The organism is Peterkaempfera griseoplana, from assembly GCF_001418575.1.
In the GTDB taxonomy this organism is placed as follows: Bacteria; Actinomycetota; Actinomycetes; order Streptomycetales; family Streptomycetaceae; genus Peterkaempfera; species Peterkaempfera griseoplana.
This window is the reverse complement of record NZ_LIQR01000106.1, coordinates 1-25,712: the sequence shown is the minus strand read 5'-3', so window position 1 is coordinate 25,712 and position 25,712 is coordinate 1. Positions and strand designations below refer to the sequence as shown.

At 72.7% G+C, this 25,712-nt stretch carries 25 protein-coding genes, 2 pseudogenes and 1 riboswitch; of the genes and pseudogenes, 8 read left to right on the top strand and 19 right to left on the bottom strand.

Annotated elements, in window-relative coordinates:
- From AOK09_RS08830 to thrC, 7 genes are all read right to left on the bottom strand, one after another.
- Positions 1-228: DUF4031 domain-containing protein (locus AOK09_RS08830; RefSeq protein WP_055586562.1), on the bottom strand; the 228-nt coding region annotated here is incomplete at its 3' end.
- Positions 225-608, bottom strand: coding sequence for a hypothetical protein (locus tag AOK09_RS08825; protein ID WP_055586561.1), 384 nt, complete (start codon positions 606-608; stop codon positions 225-227). The genes AOK09_RS08830 and AOK09_RS08825, both read right to left, overlap by 4 nt.
- Positions 609-686: 78 nt before the next feature.
- Complete coding sequence (locus tag AOK09_RS08820; RefSeq protein WP_055586560.1) at positions 687-2,063, bottom strand: NADP-dependent succinic semialdehyde dehydrogenase; 1,377 nt, start codon at positions 2,061-2,063, stop codon at positions 687-689.
- A gap of 266 nt (positions 2,064-2,329) precedes the next feature.
- Entirely contained in the window at positions 2,330-3,952 is a 1,623-nt protein-coding gene (groL, locus tag AOK09_RS08815; RefSeq protein ID WP_055586559.1) for a chaperonin GroEL, read from the bottom strand.
- 367 nt (positions 3,953-4,319) lie between these two features.
- On the bottom strand, positions 4,320-4,526 hold the full coding sequence (locus AOK09_RS08810; protein ID WP_005486335.1) for a cold-shock protein: 207 nt from the start codon (positions 4,524-4,526) through the stop codon (positions 4,320-4,322).
- Positions 4,527-5,173: 647 nt separating this feature from the next.
- On the bottom strand, positions 5,174-5,452 hold the full coding sequence (locus AOK09_RS08805) for a MoaD/ThiS family protein (protein ID WP_055586558.1): 279 nt from the start codon (positions 5,450-5,452) through the stop codon (positions 5,174-5,176).
- Positions 5,449-6,735, bottom strand: coding sequence for a threonine synthase (gene thrC, locus AOK09_RS08800; protein WP_055586557.1), 1,287 nt, complete (start codon positions 6,733-6,735; stop codon positions 5,449-5,451). Before thrC ends, AOK09_RS08805 begins: the two co-directional genes overlap by 4 nt.
- A gap of 16 nt (positions 6,736-6,751) precedes the next feature.
- A riboswitch (SAM riboswitch) is annotated at positions 6,752-6,892 on the bottom strand.
- A gap of 165 nt (positions 6,893-7,057) precedes the next feature.
- Here thrC and AOK09_RS08795 point away from each other — a divergent pair.
- On the top strand, positions 7,058-8,062 hold the full coding sequence (locus AOK09_RS08795) for a glucosyl-3-phosphoglycerate synthase (protein ID WP_055586556.1): 1,005 nt from the start codon (positions 7,058-7,060) through the stop codon (positions 8,060-8,062).
- A gap of 41 nt (positions 8,063-8,103) precedes the next feature.
- The gene (locus AOK09_RS08790) at positions 8,104-9,591 is read left to right on the top strand and encodes an alpha,alpha-trehalose-phosphate synthase (UDP-forming) (RefSeq protein ID WP_055586555.1); all 1,488 of its coding nucleotides are present in this window, start codon (positions 8,104-8,106) and stop codon (positions 9,589-9,591) included.
- A gap of 48 nt (positions 9,592-9,639) precedes the next feature.
- Here AOK09_RS08790 and otsB read toward each other — a convergent pair whose 3' ends face one another.
- From otsB to AOK09_RS08765, 5 genes are all read right to left on the bottom strand, one after another.
- On the bottom strand, positions 9,640-10,491 hold the full coding sequence (gene otsB, locus AOK09_RS08785; protein WP_055586554.1) for a trehalose-phosphatase: 852 nt from the start codon (positions 10,489-10,491) through the stop codon (positions 9,640-9,642).
- 72 nt (positions 10,492-10,563) lie between these two features.
- Positions 10,564-10,866, bottom strand: a complete 303-nt coding sequence (locus AOK09_RS08780; RefSeq protein ID WP_055586553.1) for a DUF3263 domain-containing protein — start codon at positions 10,864-10,866, stop codon at positions 10,564-10,566.
- A 114-nt stretch (positions 10,867-10,980) separates the two neighbouring features.
- Positions 10,981-11,871, bottom strand: a complete 891-nt coding sequence (locus tag AOK09_RS08775; protein WP_079062864.1) for a carbohydrate ABC transporter permease — start codon at positions 11,869-11,871, stop codon at positions 10,981-10,983.
- Positions 11,868-12,758 carry a carbohydrate ABC transporter permease gene (locus AOK09_RS08770; protein ID WP_055586552.1) on the bottom strand — a complete coding sequence of 297 codons (891 nt, stop codon included), beginning with the start codon at positions 12,756-12,758 and terminating at the stop codon, positions 11,868-11,870. Before AOK09_RS08770 ends, AOK09_RS08775 begins: the two co-directional genes overlap by 4 nt.
- Before the next feature lie 61 nt (positions 12,759-12,819).
- Positions 12,820-14,094: an extracellular solute-binding protein gene (locus AOK09_RS08765; protein WP_055586551.1), complete on the bottom strand. Its 1,275-nt coding sequence runs from the start codon at positions 14,092-14,094 to the stop codon at positions 12,820-12,822.
- Between the two features lie 263 nt (positions 14,095-14,357).
- Here AOK09_RS08765 and AOK09_RS08760 point away from each other — a divergent pair, with 263 nt between their 5' ends.
- Positions 14,358-15,290, top strand: a complete 933-nt coding sequence (locus AOK09_RS08760) for an ROK family protein (RefSeq protein ID WP_055586550.1) — start codon at positions 14,358-14,360, stop codon at positions 15,288-15,290.
- An 80-nt stretch (positions 15,291-15,370) separates the two neighbouring features.
- The gene (nagA, locus tag AOK09_RS08755; RefSeq protein WP_055586564.1) at positions 15,371-16,531 is read left to right on the top strand and encodes an N-acetylglucosamine-6-phosphate deacetylase; all 1,161 of its coding nucleotides are present in this window, start codon (positions 15,371-15,373) and stop codon (positions 16,529-16,531) included.
- A gap of 68 nt (positions 16,532-16,599) precedes the next feature.
- Here nagA and AOK09_RS08750 read toward each other — a convergent pair whose 3' ends face one another.
- Together AOK09_RS08750 and AOK09_RS08745 are read right to left on the bottom strand one after the other, a co-directional pair.
- Positions 16,600-17,544 carry a carbohydrate-binding protein gene (locus tag AOK09_RS08750; protein ID WP_055586549.1) on the bottom strand — a complete coding sequence of 315 codons (945 nt, stop codon included), beginning with the start codon at positions 17,542-17,544 and terminating at the stop codon, positions 16,600-16,602.
- Positions 17,545-17,875: 331 nt separating this feature from the next.
- The gene (locus tag AOK09_RS08745; RefSeq protein ID WP_055586548.1) at positions 17,876-19,663 is read right to left on the bottom strand and encodes a GGDEF domain-containing protein; all 1,788 of its coding nucleotides are present in this window, start codon (positions 19,661-19,663) and stop codon (positions 17,876-17,878) included.
- Between the two features lie 482 nt (positions 19,664-20,145).
- Between AOK09_RS08745 and AOK09_RS08740 the strand changes: the two genes are divergently transcribed.
- Positions 20,146-20,697: a flavin reductase family protein gene (locus tag AOK09_RS08740; RefSeq protein ID WP_055586547.1), complete on the top strand. Its 552-nt coding sequence runs from the start codon at positions 20,146-20,148 to the stop codon at positions 20,695-20,697.
- Positions 20,698-20,760: 63 nt separating this feature from the next.
- Here AOK09_RS08740 and arfB read toward each other — a convergent pair whose 3' ends face one another.
- Positions 20,761-21,198 (bottom strand): alternative ribosome rescue aminoacyl-tRNA hydrolase ArfB, encoded by a 438-nt coding sequence (gene arfB / locus AOK09_RS08735; protein ID WP_055586563.1) that lies wholly within the window; start codon positions 21,196-21,198, stop codon positions 20,761-20,763.
- A 67-nt stretch (positions 21,199-21,265) separates the two neighbouring features.
- On the opposite strand from arfB, the gene AOK09_RS08730 reads away from it, so the two are divergent.
- The 3 genes from AOK09_RS08730 (at position 21,266) to AOK09_RS08720 (ending at position 23,200) form a co-directional block, all read left to right on the top strand.
- Complete coding sequence (locus tag AOK09_RS08730; RefSeq protein ID WP_055586546.1) at positions 21,266-21,751, top strand: hypothetical protein; 486 nt, start codon at positions 21,266-21,268, stop codon at positions 21,749-21,751.
- Between the two features lie 276 nt (positions 21,752-22,027).
- Entirely contained in the window at positions 22,028-22,603 is a 576-nt protein-coding gene (locus tag AOK09_RS08725) for a TerD family protein (protein WP_055586545.1), read from the top strand.
- 57 nt (positions 22,604-22,660) lie between these two features.
- Positions 22,661-23,200 carry a GNAT family N-acetyltransferase gene (locus AOK09_RS08720; protein ID WP_055586544.1) on the top strand — a complete coding sequence of 180 codons (540 nt, stop codon included), beginning with the start codon at positions 22,661-22,663 and terminating at the stop codon, positions 23,198-23,200.
- Between the two features lie 7 nt (positions 23,201-23,207).
- Here AOK09_RS08720 and AOK09_RS08715 read toward each other — a convergent pair whose 3' ends face one another.
- The 4 genes and pseudogenes from AOK09_RS08715 to AOK09_RS08705 form a co-directional block, all read right to left on the bottom strand.
- Positions 23,208-24,008 carry a 4'-phosphopantetheinyl transferase family protein gene (locus AOK09_RS08715; RefSeq protein ID WP_063795893.1) on the bottom strand — a complete coding sequence of 267 codons (801 nt, stop codon included), beginning with the start codon at positions 24,006-24,008 and terminating at the stop codon, positions 23,208-23,210.
- Between the two features lie 73 nt (positions 24,009-24,081).
- The gene (locus tag AOK09_RS08710; protein ID WP_055586543.1) at positions 24,082-24,711 is read right to left on the bottom strand and encodes a hypothetical protein; all 630 of its coding nucleotides are present in this window, start codon (positions 24,709-24,711) and stop codon (positions 24,082-24,084) included.
- A gap of 189 nt (positions 24,712-24,900) precedes the next feature.
- Positions 24,901-25,175, bottom strand: a pseudogene (locus AOK09_RS41890) (polyprenyl synthetase family protein); the annotation flags it as partial.
- A gap of 2 nt (positions 25,176-25,177) precedes the next feature.
- Positions 25,178-25,712, bottom strand: a pseudogene (locus AOK09_RS08705) (polyprenyl synthetase family protein); the annotation flags it as partial.

The window sequence follows — 25,712 nt, the reverse complement described above, 5'->3', positions numbered from 1 at the left end:
CGCCGTCAGCCGGGCCACCAGCTCCTTGGACCCGACAGGCGACGCGCCCAGCCGCAGCGCCTGTGCGTGGAGGCTCTCCGGCACGTCGTAGTGATCGCGCTCGAAGCCGCGCGGCGGCACCCCCAGCCGGGCGGCGAAGGCGTGCAGCTCCTCGTACGAGACGTCGCTGACCAGGTGGGACCAGAGCTTCCCGTGCCCCGGCCAGACCGGGGGATCGATCAGGATCACGCGGCGCCCAGCCGGCCGACGGGTGCCACCACGGTGCCCTCCTTGCCGCACACCCAGTGCGGATCCGGACCCAGCTCGGGCTCCACCGCCAGGGCGTGCGGATCGCCCTCGGCCGCGTGCACGGTGCACAGCGGCCAGCGGCCGTAGGCCTCCAGCAGGGCGTCCTGGACGTCCTGGGCGACCAGGCCCAGCAGGTAGTCGACCCCTTCGGGCCACTGCTCGGCCCACCAGCGGCGGTGCGCCACCGCGTCCTCCACCAGGGAGACCACGGCGGCGTCGCAGACGTCGCGGGCGGTCAGATCGGCGAGGATGCGGGCGCGGGCGGTGTGCAGGGCCGCTTCCAACGGGGAGTCTGAGGTCTGGCCGGGCTCGGAGGACATGGCTCCCATTGTCCCTCGCGGGGGCGGCGGCTTGTCCCTCGCGGGGGCGGCGGCCCGGTCCGCCGCCCCAGGCACCGCTCAGCCGGCCCAGACGGTCTTGGCGTTGCAGAACTCACGGATGCCCAGCGCCGCCAGCTCCCTGCCGTAGCCGGAGCGCCGCACCCCTCCGAAGGGCAGCTGGGGATAGGACGCGACCATCCCGTTGATGAAGACCGCTCCGGCCTCCAGCTCGGTGGTGAAGTACTCCTGCTCCTCGGGGTCCGCGGTCCAGGCGGCCGATCCCAGGCCGAAGGGGGTCGCATTGGCGACCTCCACCGCCTCCTCGGCCGAGCCGACCCGGTAGAGGGAGGCCACCGGGCCGAAGACCTCCTCCTGGGCGATCCGCATCCCCCCGGTGATGCCCGACAGCACGGTCGGCGGGTAGAACCAGCCCGGTCCGTCGGGCCGCTCCCCGCCGCAGAGCACGGTGGCCCCGGCGCCCACGGCGTCCGCGACCAGCTCCTCCACGTCGGTGCGGCCCTGCTCGGTGGCGAGCGGCCCGATCTCGGTGGCCTCGTCCATGGGGTCGCCGACCTTCAGGACGCACATCCGCCCCGCGAACTGCTGGGCGAAGTCGTCGTAGACGTCCGTGTGCACGATGAACCGCTTGGCGGCGATGCAGGACTGCCCGTTGTTCTGGACGCGCGCCGTGACCGCGGTCTCCACGGCGGCGGCCAGGTCCGCGGAGGGCATCACGATGAACGGGTCGCTGCCGCCCAGTTCCAGCACCGTCTTCTTGATCTCGTCGGCGGCGACCGCCGCCACCGCGCGCCCGGCCGGCTCGCTGCCGGTGAGGGTCGCGGCCGCCACCCGGGGGTCGCGCAGCACGGCCTCCACCGCGCCGGACCCGATCAGCAGGGTCTGGAAGCAGCCCTCTGGGAAGCCCGCCCGGAGGAAGAGGTCCTCCAGGTAGAGCGCGGTCTGCGGGACGTTGGAGGCGTGCTTCAGCAGTCCGGTGTTGCCGGCCATCAGCGCGGGGGCGGCGAACCGCACCACCTGCCAGAGCGGGAAGTTCCAGGGCATCACGGCGAGCACCACGCCCAGCGGCTGCCAGCGGGTCTCCGCCCGGGACGCCTTGACCGCCGAGGCGTCCGGCAGCGGCTCCGGCGCCAGGAACCCCTCCGCGTGGTCGGCGTAGAAACGCATCGCGACGGCGCACTTGGCCGCCTCGGCGCGGGCCTGCGCCAGCGGCTTGCCCATCTCGGCGGTCATGGTGCGGGCGATCTCCTCCCGCTCTGCGTCCAGCAGGTCGGCGGCGCTGCGCATCCTGGCCGCCCGCTCGGCGAAGGAGGTGCGCCGGTGGGCGAGGTAGGCGTCGTGGGCGCGGCCGATGCGGGCCCTGACCTCCTCGCTGCCCAGCGCTTCAAAGGACTTGAGCGTCTCCCCGGTGGCGGGGTTCACGGATGCGATGGCCATGGCGGTCCGTCCTCCTCTGAGCGGGTGTCCGGAAGCCTCCTTCCCGATGGGCGGACGGTGAAGCGCCGCCATCGGACGGTGAGGCCGCGCGGCACGGTGAGGCGCCGCCGTCGGACGGGCGCCACCGCCGGCCGTACGCCCGGGAACCTCGCGGCGCCGCCCCGTCCCACGAGGTCCGCGGCGCCGGCCGGGAGAACGCCGAAGGGCGGCCCCCCGGTGTGGGGGGCCGCCCTTCGGTCAGCTCAGGACCTGCTGATCCGCGAGGATCAGAAGTCCATGTCACCGCCCGGCATGCCGCCGCCGGCCGGGGCAGCGGCCTTCTCCGGCTTGTCGGCGATGACGGCCTCGGTGGTGAGGAAGAGCGCGGCGATGGAGGCCGCGTTCTGCAGCGCGGAGCGGGTGACCTTGGCCGGGTCGATGATGCCCGAGCCGATCAGGTCGACGTACTCACCGGTGGCGGCGTTGAGGCCGTGGCCGGCGGGCAGGTTCCGCACCTTCTCCACCACGACGCCGCCCTCGAGGCCGGCGTTGACGGAGATCTGCTTGATCGGGGCCTCGAGCGCCACCTTGACGATGTTGGCGCCGGTGGCCTCGTCGCCCTCGAGCTCCAGCTTCTCGAACGCCACGCCGGCCTGCAGCAGGGCGACGCCACCACCGGCGACGATGCCCTCCTCGACGGCGGCCTTGGCGTTGCGCACCGCGTCCTCGATGCGGTGCTTGCGCTCCTTGAGCTCCACCTCGGTGGCCGCGCCGGCCTTGATGACGGCGACGCCGCCGGCCAGCTTGGCGAGGCGCTCCTGGAGCTTCTCGCGGTCGTAGTCCGAGTCGGAGTTCTCGATCTCGGCGCGGATCTGGTTCACGCGGCCCTGGATCTGGTCCGCGTCACCGGCACCGTCGACGATCGTGGTCTCGTCCTTGGTGATGACGACCTTGCGGGCGCGGCCCAGCAGCTCCAGACCGGCGTTCTCCAGCTTGAGGCCGACCTCCTCGGAGATGACCTGGCCACCGGTGAGGATGGCGATGTCGCCGAGCATGGCCTTGCGGCGGTCGCCGAAGCCCGGGGCCTTGACGGCGACGGACTTGAAGGTGCCGCGGATCTTGTTGACCACCAGGGTCGACAGGGCCTCGCCCTCGACGTCCTCGGCGATGATCAGCAGCGGCTTGCCGGACTGCATGACCTTCTCGAGGATCGGCAGCAGGTCCTTGACGGAGCTGATCTTGGAGTTGGCGATCAGGATGTAGGGGTCGTCGAAGGACGCCTCCATCCGCTCCAGGTCGGTGGCGAAGTACGCCGAGATGTAGCCCTTGTCGAAGCGCATGCCCTCGGTGAGCTCCAGCTCCAGACCGAAGGTGTTGCTCTCCTCGACGGTGATGACGCCTTCCTTGCCCACCTTGTCCATCGCCTCGGCGATGAGCTCGCCGATCTGGGTGTCGGCGGCGGAGATGGAGGCGGTGGAGGCGATCTGCTCGCGGGTCTCCACGTCCTTGGCCTGCTCGAGCAGCTGGGCGGAGACGGCCTCGACGGCCTTCTCGATGCCGCGCTTGAGGGCCATCGGGTTGGCGCCGGCGGCGACGTTGCGCAGACCCTCGCGGACGAGCGCCTGGGCGAGCACGGTGGCGGTGGTGGTGCCGTCACCCGCGACGTCGTCCGTCTTCTTGGCGACCTCCTTGACGAGCTCCGCACCGATCTTCTCGTACGGGTCCTCGAGCTCGATCTCCTTGGCGATGGAGACACCGTCATTGGTGATCGTGGGGGCGCCCCACTTCTTCTCAAGGACGACGTTGCGGCCCTTGGGGCCCAGCGTGACCTTGACGGCGTCGGCGAGCTGGTTCATCCCGCGCTCGAGGCCGCGGCGCGCTTCCTCGTCGAACGCGATGATCTTGGCCATGTGAAGTGGTCCTCCCGGACGGGGGTGGCATGCTCCGGACCGCGAAGGTGCCCGCGACGGACGGCTCCTGGCCGCGTGGGTCCTTTCCCCACCGCCCCGGAGACCTCACCGACCCGGTCCGCTGTCACTCTCAAGCTCAGAGTGCTAACGCAATGATTAGCACTCTGCCTACGAGAGTGCAAGCGACTGTCCCGATCCGCCGCACATGGCTGCGGGCCCGCACCCCCGGGTGGGGGTGCGGGCCCGCGAAGACCGTGTGGAGCACTGGCCGGGTCCGTCTCGGCGCTGTGGTGGTCACAGCCGCCGGGGTGTATCGGTCCGGGCGCTTCTCCGGTCGATAGCCGTGGTCGGTCGAGACGCCGGCCGGTCAGCCTGCAGCGAGCCGGACCATGTCCGCCTGCGGGCCCTTCTGACCCTGCGAGATCTCGAACTCGACCCGCTGGCCCTCCTCGAGGGTGCGGTAGCCGTCCATCTGGATCGCGCTGTAGTGGACGAACACGTCCGCACCACCGTCGACCGCGATGAAGCCGTACCCCTTCTCCGCGTTGAACCACTTGACGGTGCCCTGAGCCATTCCAAACTCCCCTAGTACTGGCCCTTTCACGGACCCGCACTCCGCGGACCCGGGACGGCCCTATCACCACAGCCCCCCGAGGCGGTGCCCGAGCGGGTGAACAGGTCGACCGCGGCTGAATGTATCCGCATCGATGCCCTGTGCAACAGGTCAAATGGACGAGAATTCAGGAAGGAAGCTGTCGGATATTACCGGGCAAATACCCCATTCATCGGCAATACGGGCCGGACATAGGGGACTTTTGCGACAATTTGCGCCCGAAATTCTGACGCGGTCCGAACAGAAGGGCACACGTCCGGGCGTCGCCGTCTCAGGGAGCGGACGAGCGAACGGACAGCAGGGCGGAGCTGCGCACCAGGAATGCGCTGAAGGTTTGGAACACACGGCGGCGGCGCAGAAAGAAGTGGGGTCGCCCCGTGTACCGCAGAACGGAGCGCCGCTGCCCGGAGCCACTGTATCGCGCTTCCGGCATTCAAACGTGCCCGGGCCACACGATCCTCACAGCCCTCCGGCCGAGTGTGCAAAAAAAAACGGGCGCCGCCCCACGAATCGTTCGTGGAGCGGCGCCTTTCCGTCCGGCAGGGGCCCCGTTCGCCCTGGCGGGTGTGCCGCCCGGAGTCCGGGCGGCACCGTGCGGCAGGAGCGGTTCAGCAGCCGCCGGCGACGGCCGGGATGATGGAGATCCCGATGCCGTCGGGGGTGGCGGTGCCCAGGCCGTCGGCGAAGCGCACGTCGTCGTCGTTCACATAGACGTTCACAAAGCGGCGCAGCTTGCCGGCGTCGTCCAGCAGCCGGGCCCGGATGCCGGTGTGGTTGGCCTCCAGGTCGTCGATGACCTCGGCGAGGGTCTTGCCCTCGGCGGTCACCTCGGCCGCGCCGTCGGTGTAGGTGCGCAGGATGGTGGGGATGCGGACGTTGACGCTCATGCGAGGCCAGCCTCTCGGAACGAAGCAAGGGTGGGGCGGATGGTCGCGGTCGGACCGGTGCCGGCGACCGCGTCCAGGGTCTTCAGGCCGTCGCCGGTGTTGAGCACCACGGTCTCGGCGGCGGGGTCGAGGAGGCCCTTGGCCAGCAGCTTGCGGAGCACGCCGACGGTGACGCCGCCCGCGGTCTCGGCGAAGATGCCCTCGGTGCGGGCCAGCAGCCTGATGGAGTCGACCACCTCGGCGTCCGAGACGTCCTCCACCGCGCCGCCGGTGCGGCGGGCGATGTCCAGGACGTAGGGGCCATCCGCGGGGTTGCCGATCGCCAGCGACTTGGCGATGGTGTCCGGCTTCACCGGGCGCACCACGTCGTGGCCGGCCTTGTAGGCGGCGGCGACGGGCGAGCAGCCGGTGGCCTGGGCGGCGAAGATCTTGTACGGCTTGTCCTCGACCAGCCCGAGCGCGATCAGCTCCTTGAGGCCCTTGTCGATCTTGGTGAGCTGGGAGCCGGACGCCACCGGGATGACCAGCTGGTCCGGCAGCCGCCAGCCGAGCTGCTCGCAGATCTCGTACGCCAGGGTCTTGGAGCCCTCGGCGTAGTAGGGGCGCAGATTGACGTTGACGAAGCCCCAGCCCTCGCCGACCGGGTCGCCGATGAGCTCCGAGCAGAAGCGGTTGACGTCGTCGTAGGAGCCCTCGATCGCCACCAGCTCGCCGCCGTAGACCGCGGCCATCACGACCTTGCCGGCCTCCAGGTCGTGCGGGATGAACACGCACGAGCGGAAGCCCGCACGGGCGGCCGCGGCGCCGACCGCGCCGGCCAGGTTGCCCGTGGAGGAGCAGGAGAGGGTGGTGAAGCCGAAGGTGCGGGCCGCCTGGACGGCGATGGCCACCACCCGGTCCTTGAAGGAGTGGGTGGGGTTACCGGAGTCGTCCTTGATGTGCAGGCCGCCGGTGATGCCCAGCTCCGCGGCCAGGTTGTCGGCCTTGACCAGCTTGGTCCAGCCCGGGTTCAGACCGGGGTGGGAGGCCACGTCGGCGGGGACGGGCAGCAGCGGGGCGTAGCGCCAGATGTTGGTGGGGCCGGACTCGATCTGCTTGCGCAGGGCCTCGGGGTCGCCGCTGGGGAGTTCGTAGGCGATCTCCAGCGGCCCGAAACACTCGGGACAGGCGAAGCTTGGTCCCAGCGGGGTGCGGGCTCCGCACTCGCGGCAGGAGAGCGCGACGGCGGGGCCGAGGTCGGGGGTGGTGCTGTCTGCTGCGGGTGCGACGGTCTGCACAGCCATGGTGGCGAGGCCTCTCTCCTCATCTTCCCCGTGGCGCATCTCGCCACAGGACGGAATTGGCACCTTGGCCACCGGGGCCTCGCGAATGGGAGTACGAAGCCGGTGGAGGGTTGCCGGGACTTCATCGGGCCGTTCCCTCAGTCCCTCTGGATGAGCAATGTGGCGCCCCTGGCGGGGTGCGTTTGTCGGCGTCCGACCCCGGCGTGCGATGGTCGTACCGCTTGTAAGACTGTAACCGACGGACCCCTCCCCGGCGGGAGGCGTCCGCCACGCGAGATGGATCACACCGTCCGTGAGACGACCGGCGACAGGAGAGACCCGAGTGCTCGACGAGGTGGAGGACTGGCTGCGACGCCGGTCCTGGACCGCCGCCGACCGTCCGCTGCAGACCCTGCGTGCGGCCAAGGAGGCGGCGGGGCCGGCGGGCACCGTCAGCGTGGTCCTGCCCGCACTGGACGAGGAGTCCACGGTCGGCGACATCGTGTCGGTGATCCGCCGGGAGCTGATGGACCGGGTGCCCCTGGTGGACGAGCTGGTGGTGCTGGACTCCGGCTCCAGCGACCGCACCGCCGCGGTGGCGGCCGACGCGGGGGCCCGGGTGGTGCACCGCGACGCGATACTGCCGCGGCTGCCCGCGGTACCGGGCAAGGGCGAGGTGCTGTGGCGCTCGCTCCTGGTGACCGGCGGGGAGATCGTCTGCTTCGTCGACGCCGACCTGCGGGAGTTCTCGGCCGACTTCGTCTCCGGGATCGTCGGCCCGCTGCTCACCGACCCCGGCATCCAGCTGGTGAAGGCCATGTACGACCGCCCGCTGGAGACCGAGGGGGCGGTGGTGCCCACCGGCGGCGGGCGGGTGACCGAGCTGATGGCCCGGCCGCTGCTCAATCTGCACTGGCCGCAGCTGGCCGGATTCGTACAGCCGCTGGGCGGCGAGTACGCGGCCCGCCGGTCGCTGCTGGAGCGGCTGCACTTCCCCACCGGCTACGGCGTGGAGCTGGGGCTGCTGGTGGACGCACTGGACGAGGCGGGCCTGGACGCGCTGGCCCAGGTGGACGTCGGCGTACGCCACCACCGCCACCAGGACGGGCTGGCCCTCGGCCGGATGGCGGCCACCATCTACCGCACCGCCCTGGAGCGGCTGGTGCGCACCGGCCGACTGAAGGCCGACGACGACCTGGTGCGGCCGCTGCTCACCCAGTTCGGCCGAACTGCGCCGACGCCGGACGGCGCCCCGGGCGGTTTCACCCCCGACACCCATCAGGTGGCGGCACTGGAGCGGCCCCCGATGGCCGGCGTCCCGGAGTACCGGTCCCACCGCGGGGGGTAGTGGCTGGTTTGCCGGGAGATCGTCCCGGCAAGGTACGGGGCATGGCCGAGACCGAAGCACATCCCGATCTCCACGCCCCCGCGCACGGCAGCGCGCCCATACTCGTCGCCTCCAACAGAGGGCCGCTGTCCTTCACCGTCGAGGACGACGGGACGCTGTCGCTCCGGCGCGGCGGCGGCGGGCTCGTCTCCGGGCTCTCCGCGATCGACGACCCGGACGCCGTCTGGGTCTGCGCGGCCCTCACCGAGGGCGACCGCACCGCGGCCCGCCAGGCCCCCTCCGGCCGCCTCGACCGGGCCGGGCACGACACCGGGGGCCAGCACATCCGCATGCTGGAGATCGACCCCGGCACCTTCGCCCGCGCCTACAACGGCATCGCCAACTCCACCCTCTGGTTCGTCCACCACCTGCTCTACAACACCCCGGTGCAGCCCGACTTCGACGACCGGTTCCGCAAGGAGTGGGCCTCCTACGAGGCGTACAACACCGCCTTCGCCGACGCCCTGGCCGAGGAGGCCGCACCGGGCGCCGCGGTGCTGGTCCAGGACTACCACCTGACGCTGGTCCCGGGGCTGCTCCGGGAACGCCGCCCCGACCTGCGGATCGGGCACTTCTCCCACACCCCGTGGGCCCCTCCGGAGTACTACCGGATGCTGCCCGACGACGTGGCCGCGGACGTCCTCACCGGCATCCTCGGGGCCGACCGGGCCGGCTTCCTCACCCGCCGCTGGGCGGAGGCCTTCGCCGACTGCTGCGTCTCGGTGCTGGGCGCCGCGGTGGAGCGCCCCGCCGACGGCGATGTGCGGGTCACCCACCGCGGCCGGACCACCCGGCTCGGGGTGCACGGGCTGGGCGCCGACGCGGACTTCCTGCGGGAGCGGGCCCACCGGGCGGACGTCGAGTCCCGGCTGGCCGGGCTGCGGGAGGCGGTCGGCGACCGCCGGGTGGTGGTGCGGGTGGACCGTACCGAGCTGTCCAAGAACATCGTCCGCGGACTGCTGGCCTACCGGCATCTGCTGCGCACCCGGCCCGAGTGGCACGACCGGGTGGTCCATGTCGCCTTCGCCTACCCCTCACGGCACGACCTGCCGGAGTACCGGGAGTACACCGCGGCGGTGCAGCGGGTCGCCCAGGAGATCAACGACGAGTTCGGCACCGAACAGTGGCAGCCGCTGGTGCTGCACGTCCAGGACGACTTCCCGCGGTCCCTGGCGGCCTACCGGCTGGCCGACGTGGCGCTGGTCAACCCCATCCGCGACGGTATGAACCTGGTCGCCAAGGAGATCCCGGTGGTCTCCGACAACGGCTGCGCCCTGGTGCTGTCCCGCGAGGCCGGGGCCCACGCCGAGCTGGGCGAGGACGCGATCACCGTCAACCCGTACGACGTGATCGCCACCGCCGAGGCCCTCCACCAGGCCCTCACCATGCCCACCGCGGACCGCACCGACCGCTGCAAGCGCCTGGCCGCGGCCGCCACCGCCCTGCCGCCCCAGCAGTGGTTCCTCGACCAGCTGCACGCCCTGGGCTGAGCGGCCCCGGACCGGCAGACCCGGTGCCGTGGGAGCCCCCCGCCCCGCTCAGGGGCGGGGGGCTCCCATCTCGTCGGCGAGGGCGTCCAGCAGGCCGACGACACCGGAAGGGCCGCCGACGACCAGGTCGGCACGCTCCTCCAGGCGCCCCACCGGCTCCTCGCCCTCGGCGGCGCTGCAGACCAGCAGACCCGCCACACCCTCGGTGCGCAGCCGCGTCACGGCGTCGTACGCCGCCAGATCGCCCAGATCGTCGCCGGCGTAGAGCACCGAGCGCGCCTTGCGCTCATGGAGGAACCCGGTCAGCGCCACCCCCTTGTCCACCCCCGGGGGCCTCAGCTCCAGCACCATCCGGCCCGGTTCGCCCATCAGGCCGTGCCGGGCGGCGAGTTCCAGCAGCGGGGTGCGGAGCTGCTCCAGGGCGGTGTCCGGGTCCTCGGTACGGCGGGTGTGGACGGCCACCGCGCGGCCCTTGTCCTCGACCCAGGTGCCCTCCCAAGCCCCGATCCGGTCCAGGAAGCCGGGCAGCTCGGCGCGGACCGACGCCACCCCCGGGTGGATGTGCGGGGCCCGTACCTCACCGGTGACCGCGTCCCAGCGCTCCGCGCCGTAGTGGCCGAGGACCACCAGGTGCTCCAGTCCGGGCACCCCGGCGAAGCCGCCGTGCCGCACGGCCACCCCCGCGGGGCGGCCGGTGACCACCGCGACGGCGCCGACCTGCGGGGCCAGCCGGGCCAGCGCGGGCACCACGCCGGGATGGGCGCGGGCCTGGTCGGGGTCGGGGACGATGGGGGCGAGGGTGCCGTCGAAGTCGAGGGCGATGACGGAGTGCGCGGGGTCCGCGACGAGTGCGGCGAGACCCTCCGCTCCGGCGGGGGTGGTCGGCTCGGGGATGCCCATGTCCGCGACCCTACCCGGGCGCGACTCGCGTCACGCCCCGCCGGGAGGGCCCGCGGGGCCGGGTCCGTCGGGTCAGCGCCGGCCCCGCCGTGCCTCGCGCAGCCGGCGCAGCCGGTTCACCAGCACCGGTGCGTGGACGAGCGCCTCGGGGCGGTCCAGCAGGCCGCCGAGCAGTTGGTAGTAGCGGGTCGGGGAGAGTCCCAGCTGCTCCCTGATCGCCTGCTCCTTGGCCCCCGGGGTGCGCCAGTAACGCCCTTCGAGGGCCAGCACCGCACGGTCCCGGTCGCTGAGCGACTGCGACTGCGGCTTCGGCTGGGGCTCCGGCACCGACTGGGGCTCCCGCTCCGGCTGCGGTCCAGGCTGCTGCTCGTCCATCTCCGGCCCCCCTCTCGGTGCGACGACACGGCCTTCCATTCTGCCCGGGGGGCCGGACAGCGTGCCGCCCCGGGGGTCGGCCCGGGGCGACACGGTCGGCGATGTGGCGTCAGGTCACTTGACCGACCCGGCGGTGAGGCCGGAGACCACATGGCGTTCGATGAAGGCGAAGAGGATCACCACCGGGACGATGGCGACCACGGACCCGGCGAAGAGGTAGTTCCACTGCACCGTGTAGTTGCCGATGAAGTTGTTGATGCCGACCGTCAGCGGCTGGCTCTGCGGCACCGTGGAGAGGGTCAGGCCCATCACGAACTCGTTCCAGGCCGCGATGAAGGTGAAGATCACCGCGGTGACCACCCCTGGCAGCGCCAGCGGCAGGGTGACCCTGACCAGTGCCCCCACCCGGCCCAGCCCGTCGATCATCGCGGCCTCCTCCAGCTCCACCGGGATGGAGCCGATGTAGGCGGTGAGGATCCAGATGGCGAAGGCCAGGTTGAAGGCGCCGTTGCAGAGAATCAGCGTCCAGACCGAGTTGAGCATTCCGAACTGGTAGAACTCGCGGTACAGACCCACCAGCAGCGAGGTCGGCTGGAACATCTGGGTGACCAGCACCAGCAACAGGAAGAGGGTGCGGCCGCGGAACCTGACCCGGGCGGTGTAGTACGCGGCGGGCAGGGCCACCAGCAGCACCAGCAGGGTGGAGCCGCCGGCGACCAGCAGGGTGACCCGCAGGTTGTCGCCGAGGTTGGACTCCCGCCAGACGTCGATCAGGTTGGACCACTGGAAGTGCCTGGGCAGATAGGTGGCGTCCCGCAGCTCGTCGGCCGGCCGCAGCGAGGTGATCACCATCTCCACGTACGGCAGCACGAAGACCGCCGCCAGCAGCCAGGCCAGCCCGGCGATGATCACCGTGCGGGGCCTGAGGGTCCGGCGCCGCACGGCGGCCGCCGCCGAGGGGGCGCCCGGGCGCCGGGGGGCGGCCACGGTCTGGACGGCGCTCATCGGCCCTCCTCCTGGTTCCAGCGGCTGACCTTGAGGAAGAACAGCACCATGACCACCACCAGGGCGAAGTTCACCACCGACAGCGCGGCGGACTCACCCATGTCGGTGTTGAGCAGCTGGTACATGAACACCGTGGTGGTGGCGGTGTCGCTGGCCGGACCGCCCTGGGTCATGCCCCAGATGACGGGGAACGAGTTGAAGACGTTGATCAGGTTGATCACCACGCCGACCAGCAGCGCGGGCCGCAGCAGCGGCAGGGTGATCCGCAGGTAGGTCTGCCAGGTGGAGGTGCCGTCGACCTTGGCTGCCTCGTAGACCTCGCCGGGGACGGTCTGCAGTCCGGCCAGCAGGGTGTAGGTGGTGAAGGGCAGCGAGACGAAGACCGCCACGAAGATCATCCAGGGCCAGGCGGTGGAGGGGTCGCCCAGCCAGTCCTCGGGCTTGTCGATCAGGCCGAGGTCGGTCATCGCCGTGTTGAGCACGCCGGCGGTCTGGTTGAGCATCCACTTGAAGCCGATGGAGGTCATCAGCACGGAGGCCGCCCAGGGGGCGATCAGCGCCCAGCGGGTGACCCGGCGGCCGGGGAACTGCTGGTTGAAGAGCTGGGCCAGACCGAGCGAGATCAGGATGGTCAGCCCGACCACGGTGAGCGTCCAGATCACCGTCCAGGTGAGGACATGGCCGAAATCGGGCTCGTCGAAGAGCTTCTGGTACTTGTCTGTGCCGGCCGAGCCGCGGACGAAGCCGCTGGTGCTGATCTTCAGAAAGGAGGTGCGGACCATCTCGTAGACGGGCCAGACGACCACGACCAGGATCAGCAGCACAGCCGGGCCGATCCACGGCAGCGGACCGAGCCTGGCGAGGCCTGAGCGGGACTTGTGGGTCACGGTGGGACTCCCGAGGAGGGTGCCGGCCGGCGGCGCGGCCGGCCGGCACCGGTTGGGCGGACTACTTGTTGGCGACCGCGTCCTCGGCCTTCTTCTGGAGCGCCCCCAGCACCTGCGCCGGGTCGTCCTTCACCGCGGTGCCGCCGCTCTTCTTGATCTCGGCGGAGACGGCGTCCCAGGTGGTGTCGCCCAGCGGGTAGAACTTGGCGCCGGGCAGCAGGGAGAAGAAGGGCTCCAGGTCCTTGTGCTTGCCGCTGCTGGTCATCTCCTGGAGGGTGTCCTTGGTGACCGGCATCAGGTTGTACTCCTCGTCGAACTTCAGGGTGTTCTCCTTGGAGAACGCGAAGTCGAGGAACTTCTTGATCTGCTCCTGGTGGCCGTTCTTCTTGAACGCCATCATCCAGTCGGCGACACCGAGGGTGGAGGTCAGCGGGCCGGTCTTGCCGGGGATCGGGGCGACCCCGTAGTCGACCTTGCCGTCCTTGGCCATCTGGATCAGCGACGGGTGGCCGTTGAGCATGCCGACCTTGCCCGCGGCGAAGTCCGCGAAGGCGGTCTTGCGGTCGGTGGTGGCCGGGTTGGCGTAGGTGAGCCCCGGGTCGACCAGGTTGGTCTTCAGCCAGCTGAAGGTGTCGATGTTGGCCTGGCTGTTGATGGTGTACTTGCCGGAGTCGTCGGTGTAGCCGCCGTTGTTGCCCAGCTCCCAGATCATGGACTCGCCCTGGGCCTCCTCCGGGCCCAGCGGGAGGGCGTAGGGGGTGGCGGCCAGCTTCTTGGACTTGATGATCTGGGCGTCCGCCTTGACCTCGTCCCAGGTCGTGGGCGGCGCGGCGATACCGGCCTTGCTGAAGATCGTCTTGTTGTAGAAGAACGCGCGGGCGGAGGAGACGAACGGGATGCCGTACTGGGTGCCGTCGACCTGGCCGGCCTTGGAGAAGGAGTCGATGAAGTTCGACTGGGTGGCCGGCGAGAGCACGTCCGAAGCCTTGTAGAGCAGGTCGTCGGCGACCTTGTCGGCGTAGCCGCCGGTCTGCAGGACGTCCGGCACGTTGCCGCTCTGGATCATCGTCTTGACCTGCGTGTCGATGTCGTTCCAGTTGATCACCTGGACATCGACCTTGATCTTCGGGTTGGCCGCCTCGAAGCCCTTGGCGACCTCGTCCCAGTAGAGCTTGGAGGCGTTGGTGGCCTTGTCCCCGTAGTCGGCGGCGACCAGCTTGAGGGTGACCGAACCGTCGGCCGACTTGCCGCCACCTCCCCCGTTGCTGCCGCAGGCCGTCAGCGCGAGCGCGCCGACCGCACAGATCGCCGAGAGGCTGAGCACACGCCGGTTCATGCAACTACCGCCTTTTGCGCTGCGGGCCCGTTGTCCTGGCCGGGCCCGGTGTGTCGGCCAGCGTGCCCCCGTGCGGCGGAGAGGTCTACACCAGTTATCGAATCGCTGAGCTTCATTGCACCCTGCGCAACGCCGTTTCGGACATTGCTCACAAATGCCCGGCGGTTCGCCCCCACCCCCGATCGTTCACCCAGGGCGACCTGGACCAGACCAATCGGCGGACTGGACTAGACCTCTGCCCACCATCAGGACACACTGTCCCCGTGAAGCACGTCCTTGCACTTGATGTGGGCGGCACCGGCATGAAGGCAGCGCTGGTCGCCCGGGACGGCACGCCGCTCCACGAGGCGCGCCGACCCACCGGCCGGGAGCACGGCCCCTACACAGTCGTCGAGGCCATCCTCGGCTTCGCCGCCGAACTCGCGGAAGAGGGCCGGGCCCGCTTCGGCGAACCACCCTCCGCCGCCGGGGTCGCCGTCCCCGGGACCATCGACGAGCAGGACGGCATCGCCGTCTTCTCGGCCAACCTGGGCTGGCGGGACGTACCGCTGCGCCGGCTCCTGACGGAGCGGCTCGCCGGGGCACCCGTCGCCCTCGGCCACGACGTCCGCTCCGGCGGGCTCGCCGAGGGCCGGATCGGCGCCGGCCGCGGGGTCGACCGGTTCGTCTTCATCGCGCTCGGCACCGGGATCGCCGGCGCCATCGGCATCGACGGCCGGATCGAGGCGGGGGCGCACGGCTACGGCGGCGAGATCGGCCACGTCGTGGTGCGCCCCGGCGGACCGGAGTGCGGCTGCGGCGCCCGCGGCTGCCTGGAGACCCTGGCGTCCGCCTCCGCCGTCGCCCGCGCCTGGGCCGCGGCCGGCGGCGACCCCACCGCGGACGCCGCCGACTGCGCCCGCGCCGTCCAGGCCGGGGACCCGGCGGCGGCAGCCGTCTGGGGAACGGCCGTGGACGCCCTCGCCGACGGCATCGTGCTCTGTCAGAGCCTGCTCGACCCCTCGACCGTGATCGTCGGCGGTGGGCTGGCCGAGGCCGGGGACACCCTCTTCACACCGCTGCGCGCCGCGGTCGCGGAACGGCTCACGTTCCAGAAGCCGCCGGCGCTCGTACCGGCGACGCTCAAGGACACCGCCGCCTGCCTGGGCGCCGGCCTGCTCGCCTGGGATCTGCTCTCCACGGAGGTGACCGCTTGACCGCGCACATCGGACCGGGGTCCGCCGGACCGGGACCCACCGGACCGGCGGAGGCCGCACCCGGCGACGACCGCACCGTCCTGGCCGGCGCCCGGCTGGTGCTGCCCGACGGCATCGTCGAGAACGGTGTGCTGGCCGTGGAGCGCGGTCGCGTCGCCGCCGCCGGACCGGGCGGCCCCGCCGCCGTACCGGGGGCGCTGGACCTCACGGGCCGCACGGTGGTCCCCGGCTTCGTGGACATCCATGTACACGGCGGCGGCGGCGCCTCCTACGCCTCGGGCACGGCCGAGGAGGCCCTCAGGGCCGCCCGCACCCATCTGGAGCACGGCACCACCACCACCATGGCCTCCACGGTCACCGGAGAGATCGACGAGGTGTGCCGGCAGGCCGCCGTGCTCTCCGAGCTGGTGGAGGACGGCGTCCTGGCCGGCGTCCACTTCGAGGGCCCGTTCATCTCCCGTCAGCGGTGCGGAGCCCACCGGCCGGACCTGCTGCGCGACCCGGACCCCGCGGTGGTCCGCAGGCTGGTCGAGGCGGCCCGCGGCACCGCCCGGATGGTCACCCTGGCCCCCGAACTCCCCGGCGGCCTGGAGTCGGTGCGGCTGCTGGCCGACCTGGGGGTGATCGCCGCCGTCGGCCACACCGACGCCGACCACGCCACCGTGCTGCGGGCGATCGACGCGGGAGCCACGGTCGCCACCCACCTCTTCAACGCCATGCCCGCGATCCACCACCGCGAGCCGGGGCCGATCGTGGCCCTGCTGGAGGACGAGCGGGTGACGGTGGAGCTGGTCAACGACGGTGTCCACCTCCACCCCGCGGTACTGGAACTGGCCCTCGCCGCAGCCGGGACCTCCCGGGTCGCCCTGATCACCGACGCCATGGGAGCGGCCGGGATGGGCGACGGCCTCTACCCGCTGGGGCCGCTGCAGGTCCGGGTCGAGGACGGCGTCGCCCGCCTGGTCGAGGGCGGCTCCATCGCCGGCTCCACGCTCACCCTGGACGTCGCCTTCAAGCGCGCCGTCACCGTCACCGGGCTCTCCCTGGCCGACGCCGCGCAGACCCTGTCCGGCAACCCCGCCGCCCTGCTGGGCCTCTCCGACGAGGTGGGCTCCCTGGAGGCCGGCAAACGGGCCGACCTGGTGGTACTGGACTCCGACACCCTGGACCTGGTCGCGGTCATGCGCCGGGGCGAGTGGGTCGTCGGCGCCGACCGGCTCTCCCCGGCCCGGGTGGGCTGAACCGCCGCACCACCGCGAGGGGCCCGCAGGCGCACGGTGCGCCTGCGGGCCCCTCGGTGCGCCGGGTCTCAGCCGGGGAAGTTCTTGGTCCCCATCGGGGTGAGCGCCACCCGGTCCACCAGCAGTCCGGCGCAGGCCGGGTTGTCGCAGGTGACCACGACGGTGTTGGCACCCGCCTGGAGGGTCGGCCAGACGTTGGACGACACCCAGGCCTTGGCCGGGTCGTTGGAGCCGGCGTAGTTCTTGAGGTTGATGCCGTTGGGGTGCGGCTTGCCGTTGACCGTGACGGAGGCCCGGGCGTCCCCCGCCGGGTTGTCGTAGTGCACCCAGAACATCATCGGCCCGGCCGCTGGCACCTGGACGTTCCAGGTCAGGGTGGTGCCCTGCTGGAGCGTCACATACTTGCCGTCCGCGGACTTCGCCCCCTCAACCCCGCTCGCCTGGGCGCCGCCCTGCACCTGGAGTGACGACACGTCGGCCACCGGGTCGGTCGCCGCGGTGGGGGACGCGGAGGTGTCGGGTGACGCCGAGTCGTCACCGGCGGGGGCCGTGGCGGAGGTGGAGGCGCCGGTACCGGCGGCGCCGGCCTGGCCCTGCCCCTTGTCGCCGCCCATGAAGGCCACGCTGACACCGATCGCGACGGCGGCGACCACCGCCACCGCCCCGAAGATGATCGCCCGGTTGCTGCCGCCGCCCGACCCGCGGGAGGCCGCCCGACCGCCGTGGCCGGGGTACTCCTCGGCGCCGGCCTGCGGCCGGGAGTGCTGGGCGTAGGGAGCGGGCTGCTGCGGCACGCCCTGGCCGTAGCCGGGCTGCGCGGGGGGCCGCTGGCCGTACTGGGCGCGGCCGACCTGGGTCGGCTGGGCGTACGAGGTGCGGGGCACACCGGGCTGCTGAACAGCCGTCGGGGCGCCGCTGTCCACCCCGGGGCCGCCCGCGTCGCCGCCCGCCGGGCGGTAGAGGTAGGCGAACGGGTCGTCGTCCTCGGGTACACCGTTGCTGCCGGCCGTCATGCGGTCGTCAACTCCCCACTGCAGTACGCCTCACCGCTGTTACTACGCACTCGGGGGCCGCATGGTTCACCCGGGGCCGGGCGGACATGCGGCGGTCGTGCGGACGGCAGCTGCGGCAGAAATGAGCACATGATCAGTTTGTGTCACGGCACATGGCCGCGGATCGACGTAGGACACCCGTACCCGTGGCACCCTACCCCGGACGGGTGACAACAAGGAAAGCCTCCGCAACGGCCTTGACAGCCTCCACACAGAGCGCGCCGTTCCCGCACCGACCCTGCGGGGGCCGCCGCTTCGCCGCGGCACGGGCCCAGCAGCGCACGGCCCCGGGTCAGCCCGCGCGGCGGTGGGAGCGCGGACCGCCGTTCTGCGAGCCGCGGGCGCCGCGGGAGGCCCCGCCGCGCGACCGCTTCTCCACGTACATCAGCTCGTCGGCGGTGTGCAGCACCTCCTCGATGGACATCCCGCACCCCGCCCAGCCGATGCCGAGGCTGACGCCGACCCGCATCGCCCGGCCGTCGATCCGCATCGGCGGGATGATGGCCATCCGCAGCCGGCCCGCCAGGTCCTTGGCCTCGTCGCGCCCGATGCCGTCGGCCAGCACCACGAACTCGTCGCCGCCCAGCCGGGCCACCGTGTCGCCCTCGCGCACGGCGTGCTGCAGCCGGCGGGCGACCTCGACCAGCACCGCGTCACCGGCGTTGTGGCCGAAACGGTCGTTGATCGACTTGAAGCCGTCCAGGTCACAGAAGATCACCGCGAGGCCCTTGGCCGAGCCACCGGGTGGGGGCTGGTCGGTGACAACGGTGTCAGGAACCACTGCGTGCACATGGTCGTAGCCGTAGTGGGCGTCGTACGCCTGCGGGACGCCGCTCTCCGGGGCCCCGTACCCGTGCACGGCCAGATCGGCGCCGATGACCGCCTCCAGCTCCGCGTCCACCCCCAGCCCCAGGGCCGCGCCCACGCCGTCGCCCAGCGTGATGTCCATGCCGCCCAGGGCCGCCCCGTGCGCCGCGGCGCCGCCGGGGCCCTGCGGCAGGCTGCACAGCCGCCGGCTGAGCCGGGTGCGCAGCTCCGCGCCGTTGGGCAGGCCGGTGAGCGCGTCATGGCTGGCGCGGTGGGCCAGCTGGAGCTCATGGCGCTTGCGCTCCTCGATGTCCTCGACATGGGTCAGCAGGAACCGCGGCCCCTCGGCGGCGTCGGCGACCACCGAGTTGCGCAGGCAGACCCAGAGGTAGCCGCCGTCGCGGCGGGAGAGCCGCAGCTCGGCGCGGCCGCCCTCGGCGCTGGTGCGCTCCAGCAGGTCGCGGTCCTCCGGGTGCACCAGATCCGCGAAGCTCTGCCGGCGCAGCACCGCGCGCGGTCTCCCGAGCAGCCGGCACAGGGCGTCGTTGACCCGGGAGAGCTTGCCGCGCTGCAGGCCGTGCAGCTCGGTGATGGCCATGCCGCTGGGGGCGTACTCGAAGGCCTGCCGGAAGCTCTCCTCGCTGGCCCGCAGTGCCTGCTGCTCCTTCTCCAGCCGGGCCAGCGCCCGCTGCATCTCCGCGCGTAGACGCGCGTTGCCTATCGCGATGGAGGCCTGCAGGGAGAACATCTCCAGCGCTTCACGGGTCCAGGCGCCGGGCCGCTTGCCGTTGCGCGGCCGGTCCACCGAGAGCACTCCCAGCAGCTCCCCGCCCGGGCTGTACATCGGCGCCAGCAGCCCGTCGGCCGGATGCCAGTCGCTCTCGTCGCGCGGCAGCGGGCCCTCACCGGTCCAGCTGGGGATGTCGGGGCCCACGGCCCAGCCGCGGTCGTACGGGACGAAGCGCAGCGTGCCCCAGTGGTCGCCCACATTGAGCAGCCGCTCCCAGGACTCCCGGGACCCCACCTGGCCCAGCAGTACGGCCGGGCCGCCGCACTCGGTCTCCTCCAGCTCCCAGACGGCCGCCACCACCAGATCGCCGTCCGGCCGGACCAGGCTGACCGCGGCGGCGTCGAAGCCCATGCCGCTGACCGCGCCCTCCACCACGGCCTGGAGGGTCCCGGCCAGGCTCCGGGCAGCATTGAGGTCCGCCACGACCCTGTGCAAGGTGCGAAGGGTCGCCAAGCGGACATAGGGCTCCGACTCGGCTTCCATGCGGGGTCTCCCCCAGTCCTCGACTGCTAGCGCCTTGGTTGCTTCTTGAATGGTTATCGTCCGATTGCCAGAAGAACTGAATCACAGGGAGCACATCGCCCGGCACGCTCGGTCAGCGATAGACCACCACTTGTGACTCAAATCACACGTCAGGTACACATCCATAACGAGTACATCCGGACAACGCGTCCGGAAACCCCCCTCACCCGGGAGCGCGGCACCCCCCTTGTGTCCAACTTATGAAGCCATGATCAGTCCTCGAACCCGCGTTGCCTTCATTTCTGAGGGTAAGCCCGCCTCTGGCGACCCATCCGTCGCTCGACGCGCTCCGGGACCAAGGTCCCGCAGGTCCTACGACCGAGGCCCGATGCCGCCTCCCCGGGCCGGCCACTACCGTGCGACAGGTGTACAACATCCAGCAGCGCACCGAGGCAGCCCGGCCCGCCGTTCCCCCGGATCCGCCGACCCGCCATCCTGGAGGGGTGACACAGCCGCAGCCGGGAACCTTCCCCACTCGCACGGACCAGCTGGAGGCGACCCCCGACGAGTTCCGGGCGGCGCTCTCCCGGCTGGCCGCCGGAGTCGTGCTGCTGACCGTGCACGACCCCGAGGACGGCCCGCGGGGGGAGGACGTGGGCATGACCGCCACCGCCTTCCTCTCGGTCTCCCTGGAGCCCCCTCTGGTGCTCGTCTCGGTCCGTGAGGACTCCCGGATGGACGAGGTGCTCTCCCGCGTCGACCACTGGGCCGTGTCGGTCCTCGACGACGGCCACCGCCACATCGCCTCCCGCTTCGCCATGAAGGGGCGCGTCAGCGACCGGCTGCTCTTCGCCGACACCGCGCACCGGCGCGGCGAGGCCAGCGGCGCGCCGCTGGTGGAGGGGGCGCTGGCCACCGTGGAGTGCCGCACCGAACAGCGGACCGCCGCGGGGGACCACACCCTGCTGATCGGCCGGGTACTGACCGCGTCCGTCCCGGCGCCGGACGCCCGCCCGCTGCTCTACTTCCGCGGCGGCTACCGGCCGCTCGGCTGAGGCACCGCCCGCCGCACCGGACCGGCTGCGGCGTGACCGTCCGGCCCGGGGGCACCGGCCCGGTCAGCCGTCCCAGCGGCCGCGGCCCCGCTTGAGTTCCGCGCGGCGCCGCTTGTTCTCCAGGCGCCGCTCCACCATGCCCCGGGAGGGCCGGGTCGCCCGGCGCGCCTTGGGCGGCGGCGCGGTGGCCTCCGCCAGCAGCGCGCCCAGCCGGGCCGCCGCGGCCTCCCGGTTGCGCCACTGGGAGCGGTGCTCCGAGGCCCGTACGACGACGAACCGGCCGTCCACCAGCCGCCCGGCCAGCCGGGCCAGCGCGCGGTCCCTCAGCACCGGCGGGAGGGCGGCCGAGGCCAGCAGGTCCCAGCGGAGCTCGACCTGGCTGTCGGAGGTGTTGACGTGCTGGCCACCGGGGCCTGAGGAACGGGAGAAGCGCCACTGGAGCTCGGCGTCGGGGACGACCACCGAACCCCGTACGCGTACGGGCTCTGGCATACCGCCCATCATCCCGGTCCGCCGCCGCACGGTCACCCGGTTATCCGCCGCCGCCGCGGCCCGCGAGAATGGTCGGGTGATCGACCTCGGCTACTCGCTGTCGCCCCGTTTCCCGGACCCGCCGCAGACCGACTACCGCAGCGCTGACGTCCGCGCCCTGCGGCGGGACCTGTTCTGCGGCGACGTGTACCTGGAGGCGGACGGCCGGGACCTGTCCACCGCCTGGGGCTGGGTACCGGTGCTGGACTTCGCCTGGGCGCTCTGCGACATCGCGGAGCACCTGGACGCCGACCCGGCCGGCAGCCGCAGCGCGACCGTGCGGACCGCCGAGCTGGACTTCACCGAATCCACCGAACTGCTGCGCTTCGCCCGCCGATTCGGCTGGGTGGAGATCCGCGCCGACTGGGTGGACGGGCCGCCCGCCGCCGTACGCCATGCCGAGCTGCGCCGGGAGGCCCGCGACTTCCTGCAGGACGTGCTGGCCGACCTGGTCGAGCTGCACCCGGGGCTGGGCGACAACCCCGCCGTCTGGACCCTGCAGTCGCGGTTCCCGCGGGTGTGAACGGGTTCCACGGGAGCCGATCCCGCGGGGCGGAGCGGTACCAGCGGCCCGGAACGGTCCCCGCGGGGCCGAGCGAGTCCCGCGTGGCCGAGCGAGTTCCGCCGGGCCGAGCGGACCGGCCGCCGCGCGGGAGTGGAACCGGCCGCCCCTTTGCCGCGTTATTGCCTTCGGCGCCGGGATCGGCGGTAGCGTCGGGCCCCATCGGACCGGCCCACCCCGCGACCCGCGACCGGCCGGGACCAACCGGGCCCGACGACCGACGAAGGGACACCACCCATGCCTGTGAGCCTCTCCAAGGGCGGCAACGTCTCGCTGACCAAGGAGGCCCCGGGGCTGACCGCCGTCACCGTCGGCCTCGGCTGGGACCTGCGCACCACCACCGGTACCGACTTCGACCTGGACGCCAGCGCCATCGTGCTCAACGCCTCGGGCAAGGTCGTCTCCGACAGCCACTTCGTCTTCTTCAACAACCGGCAGTCCCCGGACGGCACCGTCGTCCACACCGGTGACAACCGCACCGGTGAGGGCAGCGGCGACGACGAGCAGATCAACGTCAACCTGGCCGGGCTGCCGGCCGAGGTCGAGCGGATCACCTTCCCCGTGTCGATCTACGACGCGGTCAACCGCGGCCAGAGCTTCGGCCAGGTCCGCAACGCCTACATCCGGGTGCTGAACGCCGCCGGGGGCGCCGAGATCGCCCGCTACGACCTCACCGAGGACGCCGCCACCGAGACCGCCATGATCTTCGGCGAGCTCTACCGCAACGGCGCCGAGTGGAAGTTCCGCGCCATCGGCCAGGGCTATGCGTCGGGCCTCTCCGGCATCGCCCAGGACTTCGGCGTCAACGTCTGACCCGACCACCCGGCCAGGGCCGCCGCCGGTCACGGCGGCGGCCTTACGCTGGCCGGTGTGACCAGCCACGACCGCTCCCCGGCACTGACCCTCGTACCGCTGCGGGAGTCCGACCTGACGGACCGCTCCCCCGTGCTCGCCGAGCTGACCGGGCTCTACGCCGGCAACGCCGCCTACCACCGGCTCAGCGGGGAGTTCGGGCCGCGGCCCGAGGCGGTACCGCCCGGGCAGGTCGCCGCCGCCCTGCGCGAGGAGACCGCGATGCCGGGCGCCGAGGTGCTGCTCGCCCGTCCGGAGCCGGACGGCCCGCTCGCCGGGCTGGCCGCGCTGCTGGCGGAGCACCCGCGGGACGGCCACCCCTGGATCGGACTGCTGATGGTCACCGCGGCGCTGCACCGCACCGGGTACGGCCGCGCCCTGGCCCACGCCGTCGAGGACCGGCTGCGGTGCCGGGGCCGTTCCACGGTGCGGCTCGCGGTGCTGGAGAACAACCCCGCGGCGGCGGCGTTCTGGACCGCACTGGGCTACCGGGAGATCGACCGGCGGCGCGACCGGCAGGCCGGCCGGCCCTGCGTGGTCCTGGAGAAGGACCTGTGACCGCTCGTCAGCGAAGCAGCCCGGCCACCGCTCCGGACTCCACCACGGCGGCGAGCGACAGCGGCCGCACGGTCACCTCGACCGGCCCGGGGTGGAGCAGGGCCACCGCCGCCGCATAGCCCCGAGGGGCGGTCACCGGCGCCAGCGACCAGCCGTCCAGCGGCGGTTCGGGGGCCTGCTGGAGCTGGGGGCCCAGGCCCACCCGCACACTGTCCGGGGCCGTTCCCAGGCCGGTGCCCAGGCCCTTGAGGTAGGCCTCCTTCCGCACCCAGCAGTGCAGGAACGCCTCCGGCTGCCTCTCCTCCGGAAGGGCGGCCAGAGCGGCGCGCTCCTCGGGGTGCAGGGTGGACGGGACGAGCTCGACGCCGGGCGCGTTGGCGGCGGCCTCCAGGTCGGCACCGACCGGGGCGGCGGCGGTCGCGCAGATCGCGTACTCCCGGGCGTGGGAGAGCGAGAAGTGCAGTTCGGGTTCGGCGGCCACCTCGGGGCGGCCGTGCAGGGCCCCGCAGAGCGGGCAGGGGGCGCGCCGCAGGTCGAGGGAGCCGGGCGGCACCCCCAGCGGGGCGCCGAGCAGCAGTCGCAGTCCCACATGGGAGACCAGGTACAGGGCCCGGTCGGCGGCGCGGACGAAGGCGTCGGCCCGCTTGCGCTCCTCCGCCGAGAGGATCCCGGCCAGGTGCTCGGCCGCCTGGACCTCGCCGGGTGCGGCGGCGTGCAGCAGCCCGACCTCCACCGCGCCGGCGGCCGGGCGGTGGCCCGCCTCCGGCAGCAGGGCCGCCCCGGCCGTCATGTCCCCGTACTCGTCCACTGCTCTGCTCCCCGCCCCCGGTGACCGCACTGCGGCACAGTACCGCGAGCACCCGGTGCCGCCGGAGGCGGTCTCAGCCCAGGAAACGGTGGAGCGGCACCGACTCGGTGAGCACCATGGTCACCCGGTGGGCAAGCCGTTGCCAGGCCTCCTCCTCGTCGGTGGTGAGGCGGACGTCCTCGCCGCCCGCCGACCGCAGGGCGTCCGAGAGCAGGGCGGTGTCGCCGTCCGGCATCAGGTCGACCGCAGCCAGCACTCTGGCCAGCGCGCCCACCAGTGCGGCCGGGGCCTGGCCCGCCGCGGCGGCGAGGTCGGCCAGCAGCGGCGCCAGCGGGCCGCCGGGGGCGTCGGCGGACGGGGCGACCAAGGCCGCGGAGAACTCCCGCAGGGCCGCGTAGAGCAGGTCCAGATCGGCCGGCGGCAGTCGCACCAAACGGAGCCCGGCATGCTCCCAGCGGCCGTTGGGAGCCCATACCCGGGGGCCCCGGGACACCGCGGACGCCACCGCCTCGGTGAGTCGCCGCAACGCGCCCAGGACGGCGGTGGGTTCCGCCGGCAGCAGGGCAGGCGACGGCTCGCCCGCGGCCGCGCCCGGACCGGCGAGCGGCGCCAGCAGACACCGCCCGACCAGGTCGAGCTGCCCCGTCAGCTCACCGTCCACCACGATCAGGCGCTCGACGGCGCCCCGTTCTTCCTCCCGCATGCCCCCCACTCTGCCAGCCGCCTGTGACACTCCCCCGTGAGCCCGTGGACCCGTGACCCGTCAGCTGGTGGACCCGTGAGCCGGTGGGGCCAGTCAGCCGGTGGACCCGCAGGGCCGCAGACCCCCGGGCTGCGGCCCTGCGGCGCTGCGGGGGCCGCGGCCCCCGGGGCGTGGGGCCGCGGCCGGACCTCAGCGGCTGCGGCGGGTGACCAGCTCCGCCAGCAGCAGCAGATCCCCGGCCTCGGCGGGGTCCGGCACGGCGCGGGCCAGATGGTCCATCGCCGCGGCCATCCGGTCGCAGGCCTGGGTCTGCGCCCAGTCCCGGCCGCCGGCCCGCTCCACCGCCGACGCGGCCCTGCGCAGCTCGGCCTCCCCCAGCGGGCACCCGCCGGCGTAGAGGGCCGCGAGTTCCTCCGCGGCGGGGGTGCCGGACTGCAGCGCGAAGACCACCGGCAGCGACTTCTNNTGCCGGTGGTCTCCGGGTCGCCCCAGATCCCGATGAGGTCGTCGATCAGCTGGAAGGCGAGCCCGGTGCGGCGGCCGAAGGCGTCCAGTGCGTCCGCCGTGGCGGCGTCCGCCCCGGCGTAGCCCGCACCCAGTGCGCAGGCGCAGCCGAGCAGCGCCCCGGTCTTGGCCTCCGCCATGGCCAGGCACTCGTCCAGGGTGACCTGGGACCGCCGTTCGAAGGCGCAGTCCGCCTGCTGGCCCTCGCAGAGCTGCACCACGCAGTCGGCGAGCCGGGCCACGGCGGGGCCGGAGGCCGGGTGCTCGTCGCGGGCGAGCAGGCGCAGTGCAAGGGAGTGCAGGGCGTCGCCGGCCAGGATGGCGTCGGCGGGGCCGAAGACGGACCAGGCGGTGGGCCGGTGGCGGCGGGTCCGGTCGCGGTCGATGACGTCGTCGTGCAGCAGGGTGAAGTTGTGCACCAGCTCCACCGCGGCGGCGGGGTGCACGGCCTGCCCCGCGGGTCCGCCGAGCGCCCGGGCCGCGGCCAGCACCAGGGC

What these genes read in the sequence shown, in the direction of transcription:
- AOK09_RS08825 (WP_055586561.1), bottom strand. Translation starts at nt 608, where the DNA reads ATGTCCTCCGAGCCCGGCCAGACCTCAGACTCCCCGTTGGAAGCGGCC.
- AOK09_RS08820 (WP_055586560.1), bottom strand. Translation starts at nt 2,063, where the DNA reads ATGGCCATCGCATCCGTGAACCCCGCCACCGGGGAGACGCTCAAGTCC.
- groL (WP_055586559.1), bottom strand. Translation starts at nt 3,952, where the DNA reads ATGGCCAAGATCATCGCGTTCGACGAGGAAGCGCGCCGCGGCCTCGAG.
- AOK09_RS08810 (WP_005486335.1), bottom strand. Translation starts at nt 4,526, where the DNA reads ATGGCTCAGGGCACCGTCAAGTGGTTCAACGCGGAGAAGGGGTACGGC.
- AOK09_RS08805 (WP_055586558.1), bottom strand. Translation starts at nt 5,452, where the DNA reads ATGAGCGTCAACGTCCGCATCCCCACCATCCTGCGCACCTACACCGAC.
- thrC (WP_055586557.1), bottom strand. Translation starts at nt 6,735, where the DNA reads ATGGCTGTGCAGACCGTCGCACCCGCAGCAGACAGCACCACCCCCGAC.
- AOK09_RS08790 (WP_055586555.1), top strand. Translation starts at nt 8,104, where the DNA reads ATGGCCGAGACCGAAGCACATCCCGATCTCCACGCCCCCGCGCACGGC.
- otsB (WP_055586554.1), bottom strand. Translation starts at nt 10,491, where the DNA reads ATGGGCATCCCCGAGCCGACCACCCCCGCCGGAGCGGAGGGTCTCGCC.
- AOK09_RS08780 (WP_055586553.1), bottom strand. Translation starts at nt 10,866, where the DNA reads ATGGACGAGCAGCAGCCTGGACCGCAGCCGGAGCGGGAGCCCCAGTCG.
- AOK09_RS08775 (WP_079062864.1), bottom strand. Translation starts at nt 11,871, where the DNA reads ATGAGCGCCGTCCAGACCGTGGCCGCCCCCCGGCGCCCGGGCGCCCCC.
- AOK09_RS08765 (WP_055586551.1), bottom strand. Translation starts at nt 14,094, where the DNA reads ATGAACCGGCGTGTGCTCAGCCTCTCGGCGATCTGTGCGGTCGGCGCG.
- AOK09_RS08750 (WP_055586549.1), bottom strand. Translation starts at nt 17,544, where the DNA reads ATGACGGCCGGCAGCAACGGTGTACCCGAGGACGACGACCCGTTCGCC.
- AOK09_RS08745 (WP_055586548.1), bottom strand. Translation starts at nt 19,663, where the DNA reads ATGGAAGCCGAGTCGGAGCCCTATGTCCGCTTGGCGACCCTTCGCACC.
- arfB (WP_055586563.1), bottom strand. Translation starts at nt 21,198, where the DNA reads ATGGGCGGTATGCCAGAGCCCGTACGCGTACGGGGTTCGGTGGTCGTC.
- AOK09_RS08725 (WP_055586545.1), top strand. Translation starts at nt 22,028, where the DNA reads ATGCCTGTGAGCCTCTCCAAGGGCGGCAACGTCTCGCTGACCAAGGAG.
- AOK09_RS08710 (WP_055586543.1), bottom strand. Translation starts at nt 24,711, where the DNA reads ATGCGGGAGGAAGAACGGGGCGCCGTCGAGCGCCTGATCGTGGTGGAC.